Annotated in this window: 28 protein-coding genes; 26 read left to right on the top strand and 2 right to left on the bottom strand. The window is 38.8% G+C overall.

Going from position 1 to position 17,859, the window contains the following annotated elements:
* The first annotated feature begins 6 nt into the window (after positions 1-6).
* The 24 genes from rpsH to ACQKNI_RS25005 all read left to right on the top strand — a co-directional run bounded on the left by rpsH (position 7) and on the right by ACQKNI_RS25005 (position 15,007).
* Positions 7-405: a 30S ribosomal protein S8 gene (gene rpsH / locus ACQKNI_RS25120; RefSeq protein WP_000245511.1), complete on the top strand. Its 399-nt coding sequence runs from the start codon at positions 7-9 to the stop codon at positions 403-405.
* Positions 406-437: 32 nt separating this feature from the next.
* Positions 438-977: a 50S ribosomal protein L6 gene (gene rplF / locus ACQKNI_RS25115; protein ID WP_000086556.1), complete on the top strand. Its 540-nt coding sequence runs from the start codon at positions 438-440 to the stop codon at positions 975-977.
* 33 nt (positions 978-1,010) lie between these two features.
* A complete protein-coding gene (rplR, locus tag ACQKNI_RS25110; protein WP_000628816.1) occupies positions 1,011-1,373 on the top strand; it encodes a 50S ribosomal protein L18 in 363 nt (120 codons plus the stop codon).
* Positions 1,374-1,394: 21 nt separating this feature from the next.
* A complete protein-coding gene (rpsE, locus tag ACQKNI_RS25105; RefSeq protein WP_000554646.1) occupies positions 1,395-1,895 on the top strand; it encodes a 30S ribosomal protein S5 in 501 nt (166 codons plus the stop codon).
* A gap of 13 nt (positions 1,896-1,908) precedes the next feature.
* Positions 1,909-2,091, top strand: coding sequence for a 50S ribosomal protein L30 (gene rpmD, locus ACQKNI_RS25100; protein ID WP_001085231.1), 183 nt, complete (start codon positions 1,909-1,911; stop codon positions 2,089-2,091).
* Positions 2,092-2,124: 33 nt separating this feature from the next.
* Positions 2,125-2,565, top strand: a complete 441-nt coding sequence (rplO, locus tag ACQKNI_RS25095) for a 50S ribosomal protein L15 (protein WP_000766080.1) — start codon at positions 2,125-2,127, stop codon at positions 2,563-2,565.
* Positions 2,565-3,866 (top strand): preprotein translocase subunit SecY, encoded by a 1,302-nt coding sequence (secY, locus tag ACQKNI_RS25090; protein ID WP_000490116.1) that lies wholly within the window; start codon positions 2,565-2,567, stop codon positions 3,864-3,866. Before rplO ends, secY begins: the two co-directional genes overlap by 1 nt.
* Before the next feature lie 56 nt (positions 3,867-3,922).
* Positions 3,923-4,573, top strand: coding sequence for an adenylate kinase (locus tag ACQKNI_RS25085; RefSeq protein ID WP_001048996.1), 651 nt, complete (start codon positions 3,923-3,925; stop codon positions 4,571-4,573).
* Positions 4,573-5,319, top strand: coding sequence for a type I methionyl aminopeptidase (map, locus tag ACQKNI_RS25080; protein WP_088232926.1), 747 nt, complete (start codon positions 4,573-4,575; stop codon positions 5,317-5,319). Before ACQKNI_RS25085 ends, map begins: the two co-directional genes overlap by 1 nt.
* 68 nt (positions 5,320-5,387) lie before the next feature.
* Positions 5,388-5,606: a translation initiation factor IF-1 gene (gene infA / locus ACQKNI_RS25075; protein ID WP_001029884.1), complete on the top strand. Its 219-nt coding sequence runs from the start codon at positions 5,388-5,390 to the stop codon at positions 5,604-5,606.
* A gap of 35 nt (positions 5,607-5,641) precedes the next feature.
* Positions 5,642-5,755, top strand: a complete 114-nt coding sequence (gene rpmJ / locus ACQKNI_RS25070; protein WP_000868344.1) for a 50S ribosomal protein L36 — start codon at positions 5,642-5,644, stop codon at positions 5,753-5,755.
* 21 nt (positions 5,756-5,776) lie between these two features.
* Positions 5,777-6,142: a 30S ribosomal protein S13 gene (gene rpsM, locus ACQKNI_RS25065; RefSeq protein WP_000090788.1), complete on the top strand. Its 366-nt coding sequence runs from the start codon at positions 5,777-5,779 to the stop codon at positions 6,140-6,142.
* Between the two features lie 24 nt (positions 6,143-6,166).
* Positions 6,167-6,556, top strand: coding sequence for a 30S ribosomal protein S11 (gene rpsK, locus ACQKNI_RS25060; RefSeq protein ID WP_000101799.1), 390 nt, complete (start codon positions 6,167-6,169; stop codon positions 6,554-6,556).
* A gap of 181 nt (positions 6,557-6,737) precedes the next feature.
* Positions 6,738-7,682 (top strand): DNA-directed RNA polymerase subunit alpha, encoded by a 945-nt coding sequence (locus ACQKNI_RS25055; RefSeq protein WP_000569643.1) that lies wholly within the window; start codon positions 6,738-6,740, stop codon positions 7,680-7,682.
* Positions 7,683-7,717: 35 nt separating this feature from the next.
* The gene (gene rplQ / locus ACQKNI_RS25050) at positions 7,718-8,080 is read left to right on the top strand and encodes a 50S ribosomal protein L17 (protein WP_000331490.1); all 363 of its coding nucleotides are present in this window, start codon (positions 7,718-7,720) and stop codon (positions 8,078-8,080) included.
* 103 nt (positions 8,081-8,183) lie between these two features.
* Positions 8,184-9,026: an energy-coupling factor ABC transporter ATP-binding protein gene (locus ACQKNI_RS25045; protein WP_140417510.1), complete on the top strand. Its 843-nt coding sequence runs from the start codon at positions 8,184-8,186 to the stop codon at positions 9,024-9,026.
* Positions 9,002-9,883 carry an energy-coupling factor ABC transporter ATP-binding protein gene (locus tag ACQKNI_RS25040; RefSeq protein ID WP_427282719.1) on the top strand — a complete coding sequence of 294 codons (882 nt, stop codon included), beginning with the start codon at positions 9,002-9,004 and terminating at the stop codon, positions 9,881-9,883. Before ACQKNI_RS25045 ends, ACQKNI_RS25040 begins: the two co-directional genes overlap by 25 nt.
* The gene (locus ACQKNI_RS25035; protein ID WP_427282718.1) at positions 9,871-10,665 is read left to right on the top strand and encodes an energy-coupling factor transporter transmembrane component T family protein; all 795 of its coding nucleotides are present in this window, start codon (positions 9,871-9,873) and stop codon (positions 10,663-10,665) included. The genes ACQKNI_RS25040 and ACQKNI_RS25035 overlap by 13 nt, the downstream gene beginning before the upstream one ends.
* A 14-nt stretch (positions 10,666-10,679) precedes the next feature.
* Positions 10,680-11,423 (top strand): tRNA pseudouridine(38-40) synthase TruA, encoded by a 744-nt coding sequence (truA, locus tag ACQKNI_RS25030; protein ID WP_088232934.1) that lies wholly within the window; start codon positions 10,680-10,682, stop codon positions 11,421-11,423.
* A gap of 152 nt (positions 11,424-11,575) precedes the next feature.
* Positions 11,576-12,013, top strand: a complete 438-nt coding sequence (gene rplM / locus ACQKNI_RS25025) for a 50S ribosomal protein L13 (RefSeq protein WP_001260795.1) — start codon at positions 11,576-11,578, stop codon at positions 12,011-12,013.
* Positions 12,014-12,034: 21 nt separating this feature from the next.
* Positions 12,035-12,427 carry a 30S ribosomal protein S9 gene (gene rpsI, locus ACQKNI_RS25020; protein ID WP_000079986.1) on the top strand — a complete coding sequence of 131 codons (393 nt, stop codon included), beginning with the start codon at positions 12,035-12,037 and terminating at the stop codon, positions 12,425-12,427.
* A gap of 162 nt (positions 12,428-12,589) precedes the next feature.
* Entirely contained in the window at positions 12,590-13,018 is a 429-nt protein-coding gene (locus tag ACQKNI_RS25015; RefSeq protein WP_001101006.1) for a YbaK family protein, read from the top strand.
* Between the two features lie 66 nt (positions 13,019-13,084).
* Complete coding sequence (gene cwlD, locus ACQKNI_RS25010) at positions 13,085-13,798, top strand: N-acetylmuramoyl-L-alanine amidase CwlD (protein ID WP_071711511.1); 714 nt, start codon at positions 13,085-13,087, stop codon at positions 13,796-13,798.
* Positions 13,799-13,942: 144 nt separating this feature from the next.
* Positions 13,943-15,007, top strand: a complete 1,065-nt coding sequence (locus ACQKNI_RS25005; protein WP_088232929.1) for an Mrp/NBP35 family ATP-binding protein — start codon at positions 13,943-13,945, stop codon at positions 15,005-15,007.
* Positions 15,008-15,063: 56 nt separating this feature from the next.
* Here the strand turns inward: ACQKNI_RS25005 and gerD are convergent, their stop codons facing one another.
* Positions 15,064-15,681: a spore germination protein GerD gene (gene gerD, locus ACQKNI_RS25000; RefSeq protein WP_088232930.1), complete on the bottom strand. Its 618-nt coding sequence runs from the start codon at positions 15,679-15,681 to the stop codon at positions 15,064-15,066.
* Between the two features lie 138 nt (positions 15,682-15,819).
* Here gerD and kbaA point away from each other — a divergent pair, with 138 nt between their 5' ends.
* On the top strand, positions 15,820-16,431 hold the full coding sequence (gene kbaA, locus ACQKNI_RS24995) for a KinB signaling pathway activation protein KbaA (protein WP_088232931.1): 612 nt from the start codon (positions 15,820-15,822) through the stop codon (positions 16,429-16,431).
* Positions 16,432-16,555: 124 nt separating this feature from the next.
* On the opposite strand, the gene pdaB is transcribed toward kbaA, so the two are convergent.
* A complete protein-coding gene (pdaB, locus tag ACQKNI_RS24990) occupies positions 16,556-17,320 on the bottom strand; it encodes a polysaccharide deacetylase family sporulation protein PdaB (protein WP_088232932.1) in 765 nt (254 codons plus the stop codon).
* Between the two features lie 170 nt (positions 17,321-17,490).
* On the opposite strand from pdaB, the gene ACQKNI_RS24985 reads away from it, so the two are divergent.
* Positions 17,491-17,709: a hypothetical protein gene (locus ACQKNI_RS24985; RefSeq protein ID WP_088232933.1), complete on the top strand. Its 219-nt coding sequence runs from the start codon at positions 17,491-17,493 to the stop codon at positions 17,707-17,709.
* Positions 17,710-17,859 lie beyond the last annotated feature (150 nt).

The raw sequence follows: 17,859 nt of genomic DNA, 5'->3' as shown, positions 1-17,859 counted from the left end.
AAACACATGGTGATGACAGATCCAATTGCAGACATGCTTACTCGCATCCGTAATGCGAACATGGTACGTCATGAGAAATTAGAGGTTCCTGCTTCTAAAATCAAAAAAGAGATCGCTGAACTTTTAAAACGTGAAGGTTTCATTCGTGATGTAGAATACATCGAGGATAACAAACAAGGTATCCTTCGTATTTTCCTGAAATATGGTGCAAACAATGAACGTGTAATCACTGGATTAAAACGTATCAGTAAACCTGGCTTACGCGTTTACGCTAAAGCTGACGAAGTACCACGTGTACTTAACGGATTAGGTATCGCTCTTGTTTCTACATCTAAGGGAGTAATGACGGACAAAGACGCTCGTCAATTACAAACTGGTGGAGAAGTAGTAGCATACGTTTGGTAATATATATTTAAAACGAACGGAGGTGTGACCACATGTCTCGTATTGGTAAAAAGATTCTTGAAATCCCTGCAGGTGTTACTATTACAGTTGCAGAAGACAATACTGTAACAGTAAAAGGCCCTAAAGGTGAATTAACTCGTACTTTCAATGCTGATATGCTTATCAAAATTGAAGAGAATACATTAACAGTTGAGCGTCCATCTGAACAGAAGGAACACCGTGCATTACACGGTACAACTCGTGCTTTAATCGGAAACATGGTTGAAGGTGTAACTGCAGGTTTCGCACGCGGACTTGAATTAGTCGGTGTTGGTTACCGTGCTCAAAAACAAGGTGATAAACTTGTATTAAGCGTAGGTTATTCTCATCCAGTAGAAATGACTCCGGAAGCAGGTCTTGAAGTTGAAGTACCTGCACCAACTAAGATCGTAATTAAAGGTATCGACAAGCAACGTGTTGGCGAATTCGCTGCTAACATCCGCGCTGTACGTGCTCCTGAGCCTTACAAAGGTAAAGGTATTCGTTACGAAGGCGAAGTTGTTCGTCGTAAAGAAGGTAAAACTGCTAAGTAAACCCGTTAGGTGAGAGAAAGGAGTGACAAGAAAATGATCACTAAAGCTGATAAAAATGCGACTCGTAAGAAAAGACATGCACGTGTACGTGCTAAACTTACTGGTACTGCAGAGCGTCCACGTTTAAACGTGTTCCGTTCTAACCAACATATTTACGCTCAAGTTATTGATGATGTGAATGGTGTAACGTTAGTAAGTGCATCTACTCTTGATAAAGACCTTGCTCTTAACGGTACTAGCAATATTGAAGCTGCTACGAAAGTTGGAGAATCAGTTGCTAAGCGTGCTGTAGAGAAAGGCGTTAAAGAAGTAGTATTTGATCGCGGTGGTTACTTATACCATGGCCGTGTTAAAGCTCTAGCTGAAGCTGCTCGTGAGGCTGGATTACAATTTTAATGGTCAAAGGAGGGAAAATTGATGCATCGCATTGACCCAAGTAAATTAGAACTTGAAGAACGTGTAGTTACGATAAATCGTGTCGCGAAAGTTGTTAAGGGTGGTCGTCGTTTCCGCTTTGCTGCACTAGTTGTAGTTGGCGATAAAAACGGTCATGTTGGATTCGGTACTGGTAAAGCACAAGAGGTACCAGACGCAATCCGCAAAGCTATCGAAGACGCTAAGAAAAACTTAATCGCTGTACCATTAGTTGGTACAACAATTCCACACACAATCAACGGTCACTTTGGAGCTGGTGAAGTATTCTTAAAACCTGCTGCTGAAGGTACTGGTGTTATTGCTGGTGGACCTGTTCGTGCGGTCCTTGAATTAGCTGGTGTACAAGATATTCTTTCGAAATCTCTTGGTTCTAACACACCAATCAACATGATTCGCGCTACTGTGAACGGATTAAGCGAACTTAAGCGCGCTGAAGATGTTGCAAAATTACGCGGTAAATCTGTAGAAGAGCTACTAGGTTAAGGAGGGAAAACAAATGGCGAAAAAGTTAGAAATTACCCTCACTCGTAGTGTAATTGGTCGTCCACAAGATCAACGTGCGACGGTAGAAGCTTTAGGTCTTAAAAAGTTGAATTCAACTGTAGTTAAGGAAGAAACTCCTGCTATTCTTGGTATGATCAACAAAGTTTCTCACCTTATAACTGTAAAAGAAGCTTAAGGATAACTCATTAATATAAGGAGGTGCCTGGGAATGAAACTTCATGAATTAAAACCTGCAGAAGGTTCTCGTAAAGTACGTAACCGTGTCGGTCGTGGTATCGGTTCTGGTAACGGTAAAACTGCTGGTAAAGGTCATAAAGGACAAAACGCACGTTCTGGCGGCGGTGTTCGTCTTGGCTTCGAAGGTGGTCAAACTCCATTATTCCGTCGTTTACCAAAACGCGGCTTCACAAACATTAACCGTAAAGAGTTTGCTATTGTAAACTTATCAACGTTAAATCGTTTTGAAGATGGTACAGAAGTAACACCTGAATTATTGCTGGAAACTGGCGTTATCAGCAAGTTAAACGACGGTGTTAAAATTCTTGCAAGCGGAGCAGTAGAGAAAAAACTAACTGTTAAAGCGCACAAGTTCTCTTCAAGTGCTAAAGAAGCAATTGAAGCAGCTGGCGGATCAGTTGAGGTGATCTAATGTTTCGTACAATCTCCAACTTTATGCGCGTTGCTGAGATAAGACGTAAAATATTATTCACTTTAGCGATGTTAATCGTATTCAGGATTGGCACGTTTATCCCCGTGCCATTTACAAATGGAGACGTACTGAAGGCACAAGATCAATTAAATGCTTTAGGTATTCTAAATACATTTGGCGGTGGAGCCTTGAAAAACTTCTCCATCTTTGCGATGGGAATCATGCCGTATATTACAGCATCCATCATCGTGCAATTATTGCAGATGGATGTTGTTCCTAAATTTTCGGAATGGTCGAAGCAAGGTGAAATGGGCCGTCGTAAATTAACGCAATTCACGCGTTACTTTACAATTGTTCTTGCGTTTATTCAGGGGTTTGGTATGTCAATCGGTTTTAACGGTATGGTAGGTGGGCAATTAATTTTGAATCCTGGTTGGAGCACTTATTTATACATTGCTACGGTACTGACTGCTGGTACTGCATTTTTAATGTGGTTAGGTGAACAGATTACAGCTAAAGGTGTAGGTAATGGTATTTCCATCCTTATCTTTGGTGGTATTGCCGCAGCGATCCCAAGTGTTATATCTCAAGTGTATCAGCAACAGTTTCAAAATATCGGAGATCAATTGTTCATGAGTATCGTTAAAGTTGCATTGATTTTACTAGCTGTGCTAGCAGTTATTGTAGGTGTTATTTTCATTCAACAGGCTGTTAGAAAGATCCCAATTCAATATGCGAAGCGTGTAACAGGAGGAAATGGTGGTTATGCTGGAGCACAAAACACACATTTACCGCTTAAGGTAAATAGTGCTGGTGTTATTCCAGTAATTTTTGCTGTTTCATTCTTAATTACGCCTCCGACTATTGCACAGTTCTTCCCGGATCATGATGTATCGCAGTGGATTATTGCAAACTTTAACTATTCTCATCCAGTGGGAATGATCATATATGTTGCGCTCATTGTAGCCTTCACATATTTCTATGCGTTTGTTCAGGTTAATCCAGAGCAAATGTCAGAGAATCTAAACAAGCAAGGTGGATATGTTCCTGGTATTCGTCCGGGTAAGAATACAGAACAATATCTAACAAAAATTTTGTATCGTTTGACCTTTGTAGGATCAATTTTCCTAGCAGCGATTGCAATCTTACCAGTTATCTTTACGAAACTGGGAAATCTTCCTCCATCTGCACAGATTGGTGGAACGAGTATGTTAATCGTTGTCGGCGTTGCTTTAGAAACAATGAAGCAGCTAGAAAGCCAACTGGTAAAACGCCATTACAAAGGGTTTATCAAGCAGTGAGTAGGTGGGAAGAATTGTCTTCCCTACATGCTCATGTACTCTGAGGGGGAACAAGGATGAACTTAATTTTAATGGGGCTTCCTGGTGCTGGTAAAGGTACACAAGCCGAACAGATTGTTGCCAAGTATAACATCCCTCACATTTCAACAGGAGATATGTTCCGTGCAGCTATGAAGGCTGAAACTGAAATGGGTCTACAAGCAAAATCTTTTATTGATAAAGGTGCACTTGTTCCAGATGAAGTTACAATCGGAATCGTTCGTGAACGTTTAAGTCAAGAAGACTGCGTAAGAGGCTTCTTACTGGACGGTTTCCCACGAACTGTTGCACAAGCATCAGCTCTTGAAGAAATTATGAAAGATCTTGGCAAAAAAATCGACTATGTTTTAAACATTAATGTGGATTCAGGGTTGTTATTAAAACGTCTTACAGGCCGTCGCATTTGTAAAGAGTGCGGTGCGACTTACCATTTAGAATTCAATCCACCAGCAAAAGCTGATGTGTGCGATAAATGTGGTGGCGAATTATATCAACGCTCTGATGACAATGAAGAAACTGTAGCAAATCGTTTAGATGTAAATATTAAGCAAACAAAACCTTTGCTTGATTTCTACGAAGAGCTTGGTTACTTACAAAGCATTAATGGTGAGCAAGATATCAATAAAGTATTTGCTGATATCGATGTTCTCATCGGAGGCTTAGCGTAGTGATCATCTGCAAAACTCCTCGCGAGATAGAAATCATGCGAGAAGCGGGCAGAATCGTTGCTTTAACTCATCAAGAGTTGAAACAGCACATTACTCCAGGAATTACAACGAAAGAGCTCGATCAAATAGCGGAAAAGACGATTCGAAAATATGGTGCTACGCCATCTTTTAAAGGATATAACGGATTTCCGGGGAGCATATGTGCTTCTGTAAATGAAGAGCTTGTACACGGAATTCCAGGGAAGCGCAAGCTCAAAGAGGGCGATATCATCAGTATCGATATTGGTGCGAAATACAATGGGTACCATGGAGATTCTGCATGGACGTATCCAGTTGGAAACATTTCTGAATCTGTTCAAAAGCTACTTGATGTCACAGAAAAATCGTTGTATCTTGGTCTAGAACAAGTAAAACCAGGCGAAAGATTATCAAATATCTCACATGCGGTTCAAACCCATGCTGAAGAGAATGGATTCTCGATCGTTAGGGAGTATGTTGGTCACGGAATCGGGCAAGACTTACATGAGGACCCTCAAATCCCGCACTATGGTCCACCAAATAGAGGCCCTAGATTAAAGCCGGGAATGGTCATCTGTGTTGAGCCGATGGTGAATCAAGGAAGACGATATGTAAAAACACTATCTGATGACTGGACAGTGGTAACGGTAGATGGTAAATGGTGTGCCCATTTTGAGCACACGATTGCTCTTACAGAAGCAGGATACGAAATCCTTACCACTTTATAAGTAGCTGGCTCTCCGGGATTTCAGAGCAGTGTAAAATGTTACTGATTTGAAGAAGGGAGAACTATTGAATGGCTAAAGATGATGTAATTGAAGTCGAAGGTACCGTTCTTGAAACGTTGCCAAATGCTATGTTCAAAGTAGAATTAGAGAATGGGCATGTCGTATTGGCTCACGTTTCTGGTAAAATCCGTATGAACTTCATTCGTATTTTACCAGGAGACAAAGTTACGGTAGAATTATCTCCGTACGATTTAAATCGTGGTCGTATTACGTACCGTTTTAAATAATATAGCACTCCGTAATCTTTAAGGAGGTTCGAGACATGAAAGTAAGACCGTCAGTTAAACCAATCTGCGAAAAATGTAAAGTTATTCGTAGACGTGGAAAAGTAATGGTTATTTGTGAAAACCCTAAACATAAACAAAAACAAGGTTAATCAGAAGGAGGTGCATTCGTAATGGCACGTATCGCAGGTGTAGATATTCCTCGAGACAAACGCGTTGTTATTTCTTTAACTTACGTATTCGGCATTGGTCGTACAACTGCTGAAAAAATTCTTGCTGAAGCAGGTATTTCTGAAGAAACACGAGTTCGTGATTTAACGGAAGACGAATTAGGACGTATCCGTGATATCATCGATCGTATTAAAGTTGAGGGAGACCTTCGTCGTGAAGTATCTCTTAACATCAAACGTCTAATGGAGATCGGTTCTTACCGTGGTCTTCGTCACCGTCGTGGTTTACCAGTTCGTGGTCAAAACTCTAAAAACAATGCTCGTACACGTAAAGGTCCACGTCGTACAGTAGCAAATAAAAAGAAATAATAAGTAAAGGAGGTTGAACTAACAATGGCACGTAAAACAAACACTCGTAAAAAACGTGTGAAAAAGAATATTGAAGCTGGTGTAGCTCATATTCGTTCTACTTTCAACAACACAATCGTAACACTTACAGATACTCACGGTAACGCACTTTCTTGGTCTAGTGCTGGTGCACTTGGTTTCCGTGGATCTCGTAAATCTACTCCATTCGCTGCGCAAATGGCTGCTGAAACTGCTGCTAAAGCTGCAATGGAACACGGTTTAAAAACTTTAGAGGTTACTGTTAAAGGTCCTGGTGCTGGTCGTGAAGCTGCAATTCGTGCTCTTCAAGCTGCAGGTCTAGAAGTAACAGCAATTAGAGATGTTACTCCAGTTCCTCATAATGGATGTCGTCCACCAAAACGTCGTCGTGTGTAATTTTTCTGTATAGAATTTTCCCTTTTGTCTATAATGGATATGATGCATTATCGAGAAATTTCGTACAGAAACATCGCTTGTTGTGCACAATCGGGAACTGCCTAAGGGGGACTTTCGGTTAGACAGGGGTGTATACCTTTGTTTAACCGGGGTTTCGACGTTTTGAAGGAGGGTTTAGTTAATGATTGAAATCGAAAAGCCGAAAATCGAAACGGTTGAACTTAACGAAGATGCTAAATATGGTAAATTCGTAATTGAACCGCTTGAGCGTGGATATGGTACTACTTTGGGTAACTCCTTACGTCGTATTCTTTTATCCTCACTCCCTGGTGCCGCTGTTACTGCTATCCAAATCGATGGCGTATTACATGAATTTTCAACAGTTGAGGGCGTAGTAGAAGACGTTACGACGATCATCTTAAACTTGAAAAAGTTAGCTCTTAAAATCTACTCTGAAGAAGAGAAGACGTTGGAAATTGATGTGCAGGGCGAAGGTATTGTCACAGCTGCTGATATTACTCACGATAGTGATGTAGAAATCTTAAATCCAGATTTACACATTGCAACGTTAGCAAAAGATGCGCATTTCCGCGTGCGTTTAACTGCAAAGCGTGGCCGTGGGTATACGCCAGCTGATGCAAATAAAAGCGAAGATCAACCAATAGGAGTAATTCCTATTGATTCTATTTATACTCCAGTATCACGTGTGACTTACCAAGTGGAAAAGACACGTGTCGGACAAGTGGCTAATTATGATAAGCTTACGCTTGATGTATGGACGGATGGAAGCATCGGGCCAAAAGAAGCTATCTCTTTAGGTGCCAAAATCTTAACTGAGCATTTAAATATCTTTGTTGGTTTAACTGATGAAGCACAAAATGCTGAGATTATGGTCGAGAAGGAAGAAGATCAAAAAGAGAAAGTTCTTGAGATGACTATCGAAGAACTAGACCTTTCTGTTCGTTCTTATAATTGCCTAAAACGTGCAGGAATTAATACTGTACAAGAGCTTGCGAACAAAACAGAAGAAGATATGATGAAAGTTCGTAACTTAGGACGTAAATCCTTAGAAGAAGTTAAACATAAACTTGAGGAATTAGGTTTAGGTTTACGTAAAGACGACTGAGGATTTAAACCCATCAACAAAGGAGGGAACTACGAATGGCATACAGAAAATTAGGCCGTACAAGTGCGCAACGTAAAGCTATGTTACGTGACTTAGCTACTGATTTAATTATCAACGAGCGCATCCAAACGACAGAAACTCGTGCAAAAGAACTTCGTTCTGTAGTGGAAAAAATGATCACTTTAGGTAAACGCGGAGATCTTCATGCTCGTCGTCAAGCAGCAGCTTTCATTCGCAATGAAGTAGCTAACGCTGAGACTGGTCAAGATGCACTTCAAAAACTATTCGCTGATGTAGCTCCACGCTATGCTGAGCGCCAAGGCGGATACACTCGTATTGCAAAAATTGGTCCACGTCGCGGAGACGCAGCACCAATGGTAATTATCGAGTTAGTATAATGATAATTAAAAGGGCAGGACAGTTCTTTTCAAGAAACTGGTCATGGCCCTTTTTTTTAAATATAAAAATAGGCTAACTTGGCAAAAGAAAGGGTGCCTTGTATTGAAAAAAGAGAAACTTCGGACAGAAAATATATCATTTCAATATCCTGGGGCAGCCACTTATGCATTAAAAGATGTTTCATTTTCCTTATATGAAGGAGAATGGGTATCTGTTATTGGACAAAACGGTTCAGGGAAGTCTACACTTGCAAAATTATTGAATGGTTTGTTTTTGCCGGAAGCAGGGACAATTACAGTAAACGATACAATGGTTTTATCAGAGGAAACGGTATGGGATGTTCGAAAGCAAATTGGAATGGTATTTCAAAATCCAGATAACCAATTTGTTGGAACAACAGTGCAAGATGATGTTGTATTTGGTTTGGAGAATATCGGAATGCCAAGAGAGCAGATGGTAGAAAGGTTGGAACAGGCCCTACGACTCGTCCGTATGGAAGATTTTCTTAATGATGAGCCTCATTCGTTATCTGGTGGACAAAAGCAGCGAGTGGCAATAGCAGGCGTTTTAGCGCTTCAGCCATCTATTTTAATACTAGATGAAGCAACGTCAATGCTAGACCCTCAGGGGAGACGTGAAGTAGTAGAAACGGTTAGACAGCTCGTTAATCAGAAAGGGATTACTGTGTTATCAATTACGCACGATTTAGAAGAGGCGGCACAGTCAGACCGGGTTGTTATTTTAAACAAGGGAGAAATATTGGAGGAAGGGACCCCAGAGCAAATCTTCAAATCCTCTCATATGCTCCAAGAAATTGGATTAGATGTACCTTTTTCAGTGAAAATAGCAGAATTATTAAAAAGAAATGAAATTCACTTGCAAAATACGCATCTTACAATGGAAAGCTTGGTGAACGAACTTTGGAGATTACATTCCAAAAAGTAGAACATCGTTATCAATATAAAACTCCATTTGAAAGACGCGCACTTTATGATGTAGACGTGTCGTTTCCAAGTGGGGGCTATTATGCCATTATCGGTCATACTGGTTCAGGTAAGTCGACGATGATTCAACATTTAAATGGTTTATTGCAGCCGACAAATGGTACGGTTCAAATTGGTGAACATTTCATTTCGGCAGGAAAGAAAGAAAAGAAGCTAAAGCCACTACGTAAAAAAGTAGGGGTTGTCTTTCAGTTCCCAGAACATCAGTTGTTTGAAGAGACTGTGGAGAAAGATATTTGTTTCGGCCCTACAAACTTTGGGGTATCTGTAGAAGAAGCGAAGAAAAAGGCCAGAGAGGCAATTGAACTTGTAGGATTAGATACAGAACTATTAACACGTTCTCCGTTCGAGTTAAGTGGAGGGCAAATGAGGCGTGTTGCGATAGCGGGCGTACTGGCTATGGAACCCGAAGTGCTTGTATTAGATGAACCTACAGCAGGGCTAGATCCTAAAGGGCAGAATGAACTTATGGAGATGTTTTATAAGCTACATAAGGAGAAAGGTCTTACAGTTATCCTTGTAACGCATAATATGGAGGATGCTGCTAAGTATGCAGAGCAGGTTGTAGTCATGCATAAAGGAACGGTCTTTTTGCAAGGAAGTGCAGCGGAAGTATTTTCACATGCTGATGAATTAGAAAAAATTGGCGTTGATCTTCCTATGTCTTTAAAGTATAAACGTGCAATTGAAGAGAAGTTTGGCATTTCAATTCCAAAGGCTACCTTATCTTTAGAGGATCTTACTCATGAAGTTGTGCAGGTGTTACGAAAAGGTGGTCATGAATCATGCAGCAGTTGATTATTGGGAGATATATCCCAGGGAATTCACTTATTCATCAACTTGATCCACGTACGAAGCTGCTGATTGTCTTTTTATATGTATTTGTTGTTTTCTTGGCAAATAATGCGATTTCATATGGATTTTTATTTTTATATGCACTCATTGCTTTATTTTTTGCAAAAGTGCCGATTCGTTATGTACTTTCGGGCTTAAAACCAATTTTATGGATTTTTCTTTTTACATTTTTCCTGCATATTTTTACAAATAAAGAAGGGGATGTACTATTCCAACTTGGTTGGTTTTCTATACATGAAAAAGGATTAGAGCAAGGGATATACATTTCTATACGATTCGTCGTTATTATTCTAATGACGACATTATTAACGTTAACGACGACACCTATTGAAATTACAGATGGGTTGGAGACGTTATTAAAGCCGTTGAAGCGTATAAAAGTTCCTGTTCATGAAATCGCGTTAATGATGTCAATTTCTCTTCGTTTTATCCCGACACTAATGGATGAAACGAGTAAAATAATGAAGGCACAAGCGTCACGTGGTATTGATTTCGCAGGGGGCCCGATAAAGGATAGGATGAAAGCTATCATTTCATTACTCGTTCCTCTATTTATCAGTGCTTTTAAGCGTGCAGAGGACTTAGCAATCGCGATGGAAGCCCGTGGATATCAAAGTGGCGAAGGACGTACTAAATTTAGGCAACTACGCTGGAAAACAAGCGATACAGTAACGATTATAAGCTTACTTTGTTTAGCTTGTATTTTGGCATGGGTGCGATCGTAATGGAGAATAGAGAAATGGATAGAATAAAATGTACGGTTGCATATGATGGCATGCATTTTTGTGGTTATCAAATTCAGCCGCAGCATCGTACTGTTCAACAAGAGATAGAGAAAGCATTGCAGAAATTGCATAAAGGGGAGCTTGTTCGTGTTCAGGCATCGGGCAGAACGGATTCTACCGTTCATGCCAAAGGACAAGTAATACACTTTGATACACCGTTGTCTCTTGAAGAGTGGCAATGGAGTAATGCTTTAAACACAATGTTGCCAGATGATATTGTTATCAGGCAGGTAGAGAAAAAAACTGAAGAATTTCATGCGCGTTACGGTGTTGAGAAAAAAGAATATCGTTATCGTGTATTATTATCAAAGACTGCGGATGTATTCCGTAGAAATTACGTATATCAATATCCATATCCGCTTGAAATCAATTCTATAAGAAAAGCGATTCCGTATTTTATTGGAACGCATGATTTCACCTCTTTTTGTTCTGCAAAAACTGACAAAAAGGATAAAGTGCGAACAATTTATGAAATAGAATTAATTGAGCAAGGCGATGAATTAATTTTTCGTTTTGTAGGCAATGGATTTTTATATAATATGGTCAGAATTATTGTTGGTACGTTGCTTAGCGTAGGGCAAGGAAAGCTTGATCCTGATAGCATTCCAGAGATTTTAGCGAAACAAAATCGTCAGTTTGCTGGAAAGATGGCTCCAGGTCATGGGCTTTACTTATGGGAGGTAAACTATAACAACTAATCCTGGTGTAACATTTGCTTGACATTAGAAACTCAAAAGTATATCATAACATATGGTATTGTTTCTAAAACCACGATTAGCCCCGGAAGGAAATCGTGTTTAAGATAAACAATAGATTTTTTCTATGGAAAAGATAACGAGGAGGGAAACACATGCGTACGACTTTTATGGCAAAAGCTAACGAAGTTGAGCGTAAATGGTATGTGGTTGATGCTGAAGGTCAAACTTTAGGTCGCCTATCTACGGAAGTAGCATCTATTTTACGCGGTAAAAACAAACCTACATTTACACCACACGTTGACACGGGTGATCATGTAATTATTATTAACGCTGAGAAAATTCATTTAACAGGTAATAAATTAAACGATAAAATTTACTACCGTCACACTAACCACCCAGGTGGACTTAAGCAAAGAACAGCTCTAGAAATGCGTACAAACTACCCTGTACAAATGTTAGAGCTTGCAATTAAAGGCATGCTTCCAAAAGGACGCTTAGGCCGTCAAGTTTCTAAGAAACTAAACGTGTATGCTGGAGCAGAGCATCCACACCAAGCACAAAAACCAGAAGTTTACGAACTTCGCGGATAATTAATTAAAGGAGGGCTTACTTTGGCACAGGTTCAATACTATGGCACTGGACGTCGTAAGAGTTCAGTAGCGCGCGTACGCCTAGTTCCAGGCGAAGGACGCGTTATCATTAACGGTCGTGATTTTGAAAACTATATCCCATTTGCTGCATTACGTGAAGTAGTGAAACAACCTCTAGTTGCAACAGAAACTTTAGGTAACTACGATGTACTTGTAAACGTAAATGGTGGTGGATACACTGGTCAAGCTGGTGCTATTCGTCACGGTATTTCTCGCGCTTTATTAAAAGCTGATCCAGAATACCGTCTAACACTAAAACGTGCAGGTCTATTAACTCGTGACGCACGTATGAAAGAGCGTAAAAAATACGGTCTTAAAGGCGCACGTCGTGCACCTCAGTTCTCAAAACGTTAATTTTTGCGAACTACAAACCCCAACCATTTTGGTTGGGGTTTTTTTATGTTTCATTCCTCTTTTATAATTTTTATTGCTTGGAATATTTTAGTGCTATCCGCTCGCGTATGCTTCTTCTCTAGAAGTTTAGACTAATACGTAGTAGGGAGGTTTATAAGTACTATGAATGTCATTGTCAGCTTACAAGAAAAACAAAAAGAAAAGCAGTTGAAATATGAACGAAAGATGCTGCGGGAATTATCATTAAAAACATTACGTTCAAATATTAGAGATGCCTTTCAGATGCAGGAGCTTCATCGTCAGTATGAAGATTACTGCATTGAATTAGGGATAGAATCGTATTTATTAGGAGCGAGATATAGTAAATTTGGTTATTATGGCGAATCGTTCTTTGACGTGAAATATAGAGCTTTGGAAGAAGAGCAACAATTAACAGAAACACTATTTCAATTTTTAACGAGCATGACTATGCGAGAAATTAAGTTACAAGATGAGGAATTACTTTTTGAATCTTGCCAGCAGTTTATCGGCTTATGGTGGCAGGAAGGATATGAAAAAGGTGAAAGAAGATATCGATTAAAGCTTCATTAAGACAAGCATAAACTTTCCTCTTGTCCCATATAAGTAATTAGAGGGACTAGCTGGAGGAGGAAAGGTATGAAGAGAATTCGAATTATCTCTTTTGCACTCGCTGCGGTTGTTTTGTTTTTTTTGGTCAAACAAGAGTTTCAAATTACAAAATCGTGGCGAGCTTGGAATTTACCCTTATCAGGGAAAGTAATTGTACTAGATGCTGGGCATGGTGGGCCAGACGGAGGGGCTGTTGGTGGAAAGGATATTATAGAAAAAGATATTACACTTGAGATTACAAAGAAAGTACAAGATTATTTACAAGAACAAGGTGCGTTAGTTATTTTAACACGTGAGGGAGACTATGATTTAGCTCACAAGGATACAAAGTCGTATAGTAGACGTAAAGCGGAGGATTTAAAAAAGCGTGTAGAGATCATTAATAAACCTGATGTAGACTTTTTTGCAAGTATTCATTTAAATGCTTTAACGAGTAGTGGATCAAAAGGCGCACAAACGTTCTATTATCGTTCGTTACTTGAAAATGAACGTGCTGCGAAATTTATACAAGCTGAATTGCGAACGAGTTTAGAAAATACGAACCGTTCTGCTAAAACGATTTCTCATGTGTATTTATTAAAGTATGCGAAGACACCAGGTGCTTTAATTGAAGCTGGCTTTTTATCGAATGTGAACGAAAGGTATATGTTAAATTCGGAGAAATATCAGCAAAAGGTAGCTGCCGCTATATATCGTGGTATATTACGTTATTTCACGGAAAAAGGAAATCCTCCAGAATAAGGAGGATTTTTTTGAGTTTCTGTCGTTAACGAAGTTTTCGGAAAATATGTTATACTGGAAATGTAAACGCATTTATTTCAGGAATGAAGAGAGATAAATTTAATTAACATTACGTTATTTTTCATACAGGGGGCTGGGCTAATTATGGTAACGAAAGAGCAAATAGTAGAAGCATTAGAAGGGATTGTAGATCCGTTTTTACATAAAACGTTAAAAGAAACAAATGCAATTAAAGAGGTAACAGTCAAGCCGGAAAAGGGACATGTGAGTGTTAAAATTGCAATTGTAAAAATGGGTACAGCAGAACAAATGCAATTGCAAGCCGAAATCGTAAAGTTAGTAAAAGAACTTGGGGCAGCAACGGTGGGACTTCGTTTTGCAGAGTTTACGGAAGAGGAATTAGCTCAGTTTGCGCCGCCGCAAGAAGAGAAGAGTGAATCTTTATTATCACCAAACTCAAAAACGACATTTTTAGCAGTGGCGAGTGGAAAAGGTGGAGTTGGAAAATCAACAGTTTCTGTTAACCTTGCAATTGCTTTAGCTCGTCTAGGGAAAAAGGTTGGTATTATTGATGCAGATATTTACGGTTTTAGCGTACCAGATATGATGGGGATAGAAAAACGTCCTATCGTAAGAGGTGATAAGATAATTCCGGTAGAGCGTCTAGGTGTAAAGGTAATCTCTATGGGATTCTTTGTAGAAGATAATGCACCGGTTATTTGGAGAGGGCCAATGCTTGGGAAGATGTTAAATCACTTCTTCACAGAAGTAGAATGGGGTGATTTAGATTATTTAGTATTAGATCTACCTCCAGGTACAGGTGATGTTGCGCTAGACTTACATTCGATGTTACCGGCTTGTAAAGAGATTATTGTAACGACACCTCATCCAACAGCGGCGTTCGTAGCAGCACGTGCTGGAGCGATGGCTTTACGCACAGAACATAGTATTCTTGGTGTTGTTGAAAATATGGCGTATTTTGAAAGTAAAGTAACTGGAGAGAAAGAGTATGTATTTGGAAGAGGTGGAGGAGATAAATTAGCTACAGAACTCCAAACAGATGTACTTGGCCGAATTCCACTTCAACAACCTGATTGGAATAAAGAGGACTTTGCGCCGTCAGTATATGAAGATACACATACAACGGGTCTTATTTATCGTACGATAGCTGAAACAGTGATTGAGAAAACAGCTGTCACGCAAAAGTAAAGTAATAATGAGTGGACGATATATATATCGTCCACTCATTATTATAGTTAGTATTTTTACTGTTGTTCTTTGTTCCCTTCTTGGGAACCACCTTCACCGCCCGCTTCTTTCTTATCAGACCCACCTTTTTCAGCTTTTTGTACACCTTTACTAATGATGTCAATCATCTTAGCTTGGAAGAGAGGGCTTTCAGCGGTTTCTGTTAGTACTTGTTGTAAATATTGACGGTACTCTTTACTCTTCATTGTTTGCAGCATTATTTTTTCTACTTCAGGGTTCTTCATAATTTCTATCACACCTGATTGGTATTCAGGATCTTTTAGGAGAGTTTTCATTAAGTTTGTCTGTTCTTTTCCCATACTTTTAGCGAATTTCGATGAGAACTCAGGGTCTTTAAAGAGCTTTTCCCAGAATTGTTGCCCTTTGTCGGATACCATTGCATCTTCAATCGTTTTCTTTACTACTGTTTCATCTAGTATGAGTGCTTGTTTCATTTTTTCATCTGTTAATACATCTTGAATAGCTTTCTTTCCTTGGTCAGTTTTTAAAATATCAATAATCATTTTCTTTGTTTGATCGTAATCTAGTTCGGATTTAGCTTCTTTTTCTTGTGCACATGCTACAAGTGCGATAAATAAAAAAGAAGAAATCAAAACGAGTAGCATCCGTTTCATAAATTGGGACTCCTTTCAACACAGTTCTCTTTTTTAATATAAATATCTTTAAGGAATTTATACATGAACATGGCTAGCTTTTTGAAATTGTCATTGATACAATTTAATTAGAAATATACGAATAATGGGGGATGTGTTGTGAATAGCCGCAAGTGGGTACGACTATTTTTAACGACGTTGTTTCTTGGAGGAATTAGTACGGTCTTTATCGGGTTTGTTTTAGAGTGGGACAAGTACGCTAAATTTTTTCAAAATTTCGACGGTAAGGAAATTCTAGCAATTTCTTTCTGGTTGATGGGTGTAGGATTTATTTTTAGTGTTATAAGTCAAATGGGGTTCTTTGCATATTTAACAATTCATCGTTTTGGACTCGGGATGTTTCGGTCATCTTCTTTATGGAATGCAGTACAACTTTTCTTTATCGCATTTGTATTATTTGATTTCGTATATTTAAGATCCGTACTTATTGCAAATGGGGAAGTTTCATTAGGGAATAACATACTTGTTGCTGGGGTATTATTTGTGTTTGGAGCGATTGTTGCTTATATAAAAAGTAAAGAAACGAATAAAAAAGCATTTGTGCCTGCCCTGTTTTTTATGGTTGTCGTCACAATTCTTGAATGGGTACCAGCACTTCGGATTAATGATACAGATTGGTTATATTTAATGGTGATACCACTTTTATTGTGTAATGCATATCAGTTACTTGTGTTACATCGTTTAATTGGAAGAACGAGTAAATCTGTTTAATTAAGAGAATTATCTTGTTTTTACGCAGTAATAGTTGTACTACTGTGAATATCAGGATAAAAAAAGCTCTATTACCTGGATGAAAGGTAATAGAGCTTTTTATGTGTGAAGGGTAGTAGGGAAATTACTTTACATCTTCACTTTTTGTACTTGTGTTGGAAATAAGTTGTGAGACAGATATTTGTTCATATCCGTCACTCTTTAGCTTTTGTAGAAGCAGTGGTAAAGCTTTATTTGTTTGAAGGGCAGAGTCGGATGCATGTAATAAAACGATATCTCCACCTTTCAAATGATTAGAGACGGTGGATACGATATTATTTACACCTGGGTTTTTCCAATCGTTCGAATTATTACTCCAGTGAACGACAGTGTATCCGAGTGATTCTGCTATTTTAAGTGTTGCTTTGTTAAAGTCTCCACTAGGCGGACGTAATAGCTTGACTTGTTTCACACCGAGTTTCGTAAAAACATCTTGTGCACGCAAAAGATCTCTTCGTATTTCATTTGTCTCTAGAGAAGTGTAGGACGTGTAATTATAGCCCATACTACCGATTTCATGTCCATCTTTCATGATGCGTTCAACAATATCAGGGTGTCTTTCTGCCCATGCAGCAGAAAGGAAGAAGGTTGCATTCTTAATATCTCTTTCTTTAAGTGTATCAAGGATTGGAATAGCCTTTTTGTCTCCCCAACTAATATCAAACGTGAATGCAACTTGTTTTTTACTGGTGTCCCCTTTGTAAATTACCTTAGGTCCTGTAGCTGTTGAAAAAGCAGACTCATGTGAATATGTTTTTAAAAAGAGAAGCCATGCCGTAAATAAGGAAAGTATTACTATTAAGCTAATGTGTTTAAAAGTTCTTTTACTCGTAATAAAAAAGAAAAACATAATATTACGCCCCTTTGTCCAATCCTTTTCAGTTACATATATGCTTAAAATATAAAAAAGAGAACAAGTGATTAATATCGTAAGTAGTGGATATAATGAATGAGAGGATTTTGATAAGTGAAAATGAGCGGAATGTTTATTGCCCCGTAAGGGATTATTGAGGTGATGATTTGCTTGGGATTATGTTGACGAAAGAAGAGAGAAAAGAAATGGAATACATGTTGAAGAGAGAGCTAGAGGAACTTTTATTTGATTTTGAAGATGAGCGTATTCATGACGTTGTAAAAAAGGCAATGGAAGAAAGATATAAAATCATTTTTTGTTTGTTTCGGAGAGTTGCTAACGCGGAAGAATGTATCCGTTATGTAAGAAAAAGAAATTTTTATTAAAAAGTGTTGACGTTAATAGTTAATATATGATAAATTAATAACCGTCGCTGATGCAGAAACGCAGAAAACGACAAAAAAGAAATTGAAAAACTTAGTTGACATCGAAAAACGAAGATGTTAACATAAGGAAGTCGCAAATGAGCGACCAAG

This window comes from Bacillus sp. NPDC094064 (assembly GCF_050279585.1).
In the GTDB taxonomy this organism is placed as follows: domain Bacteria; phylum Bacillota; class Bacilli; order Bacillales; family Bacillaceae_G; genus Bacillus_A.
Note: the sequence above shows the minus strand (reverse complement) of the source record. Positions and strands in the feature narration are given on the sequence as shown.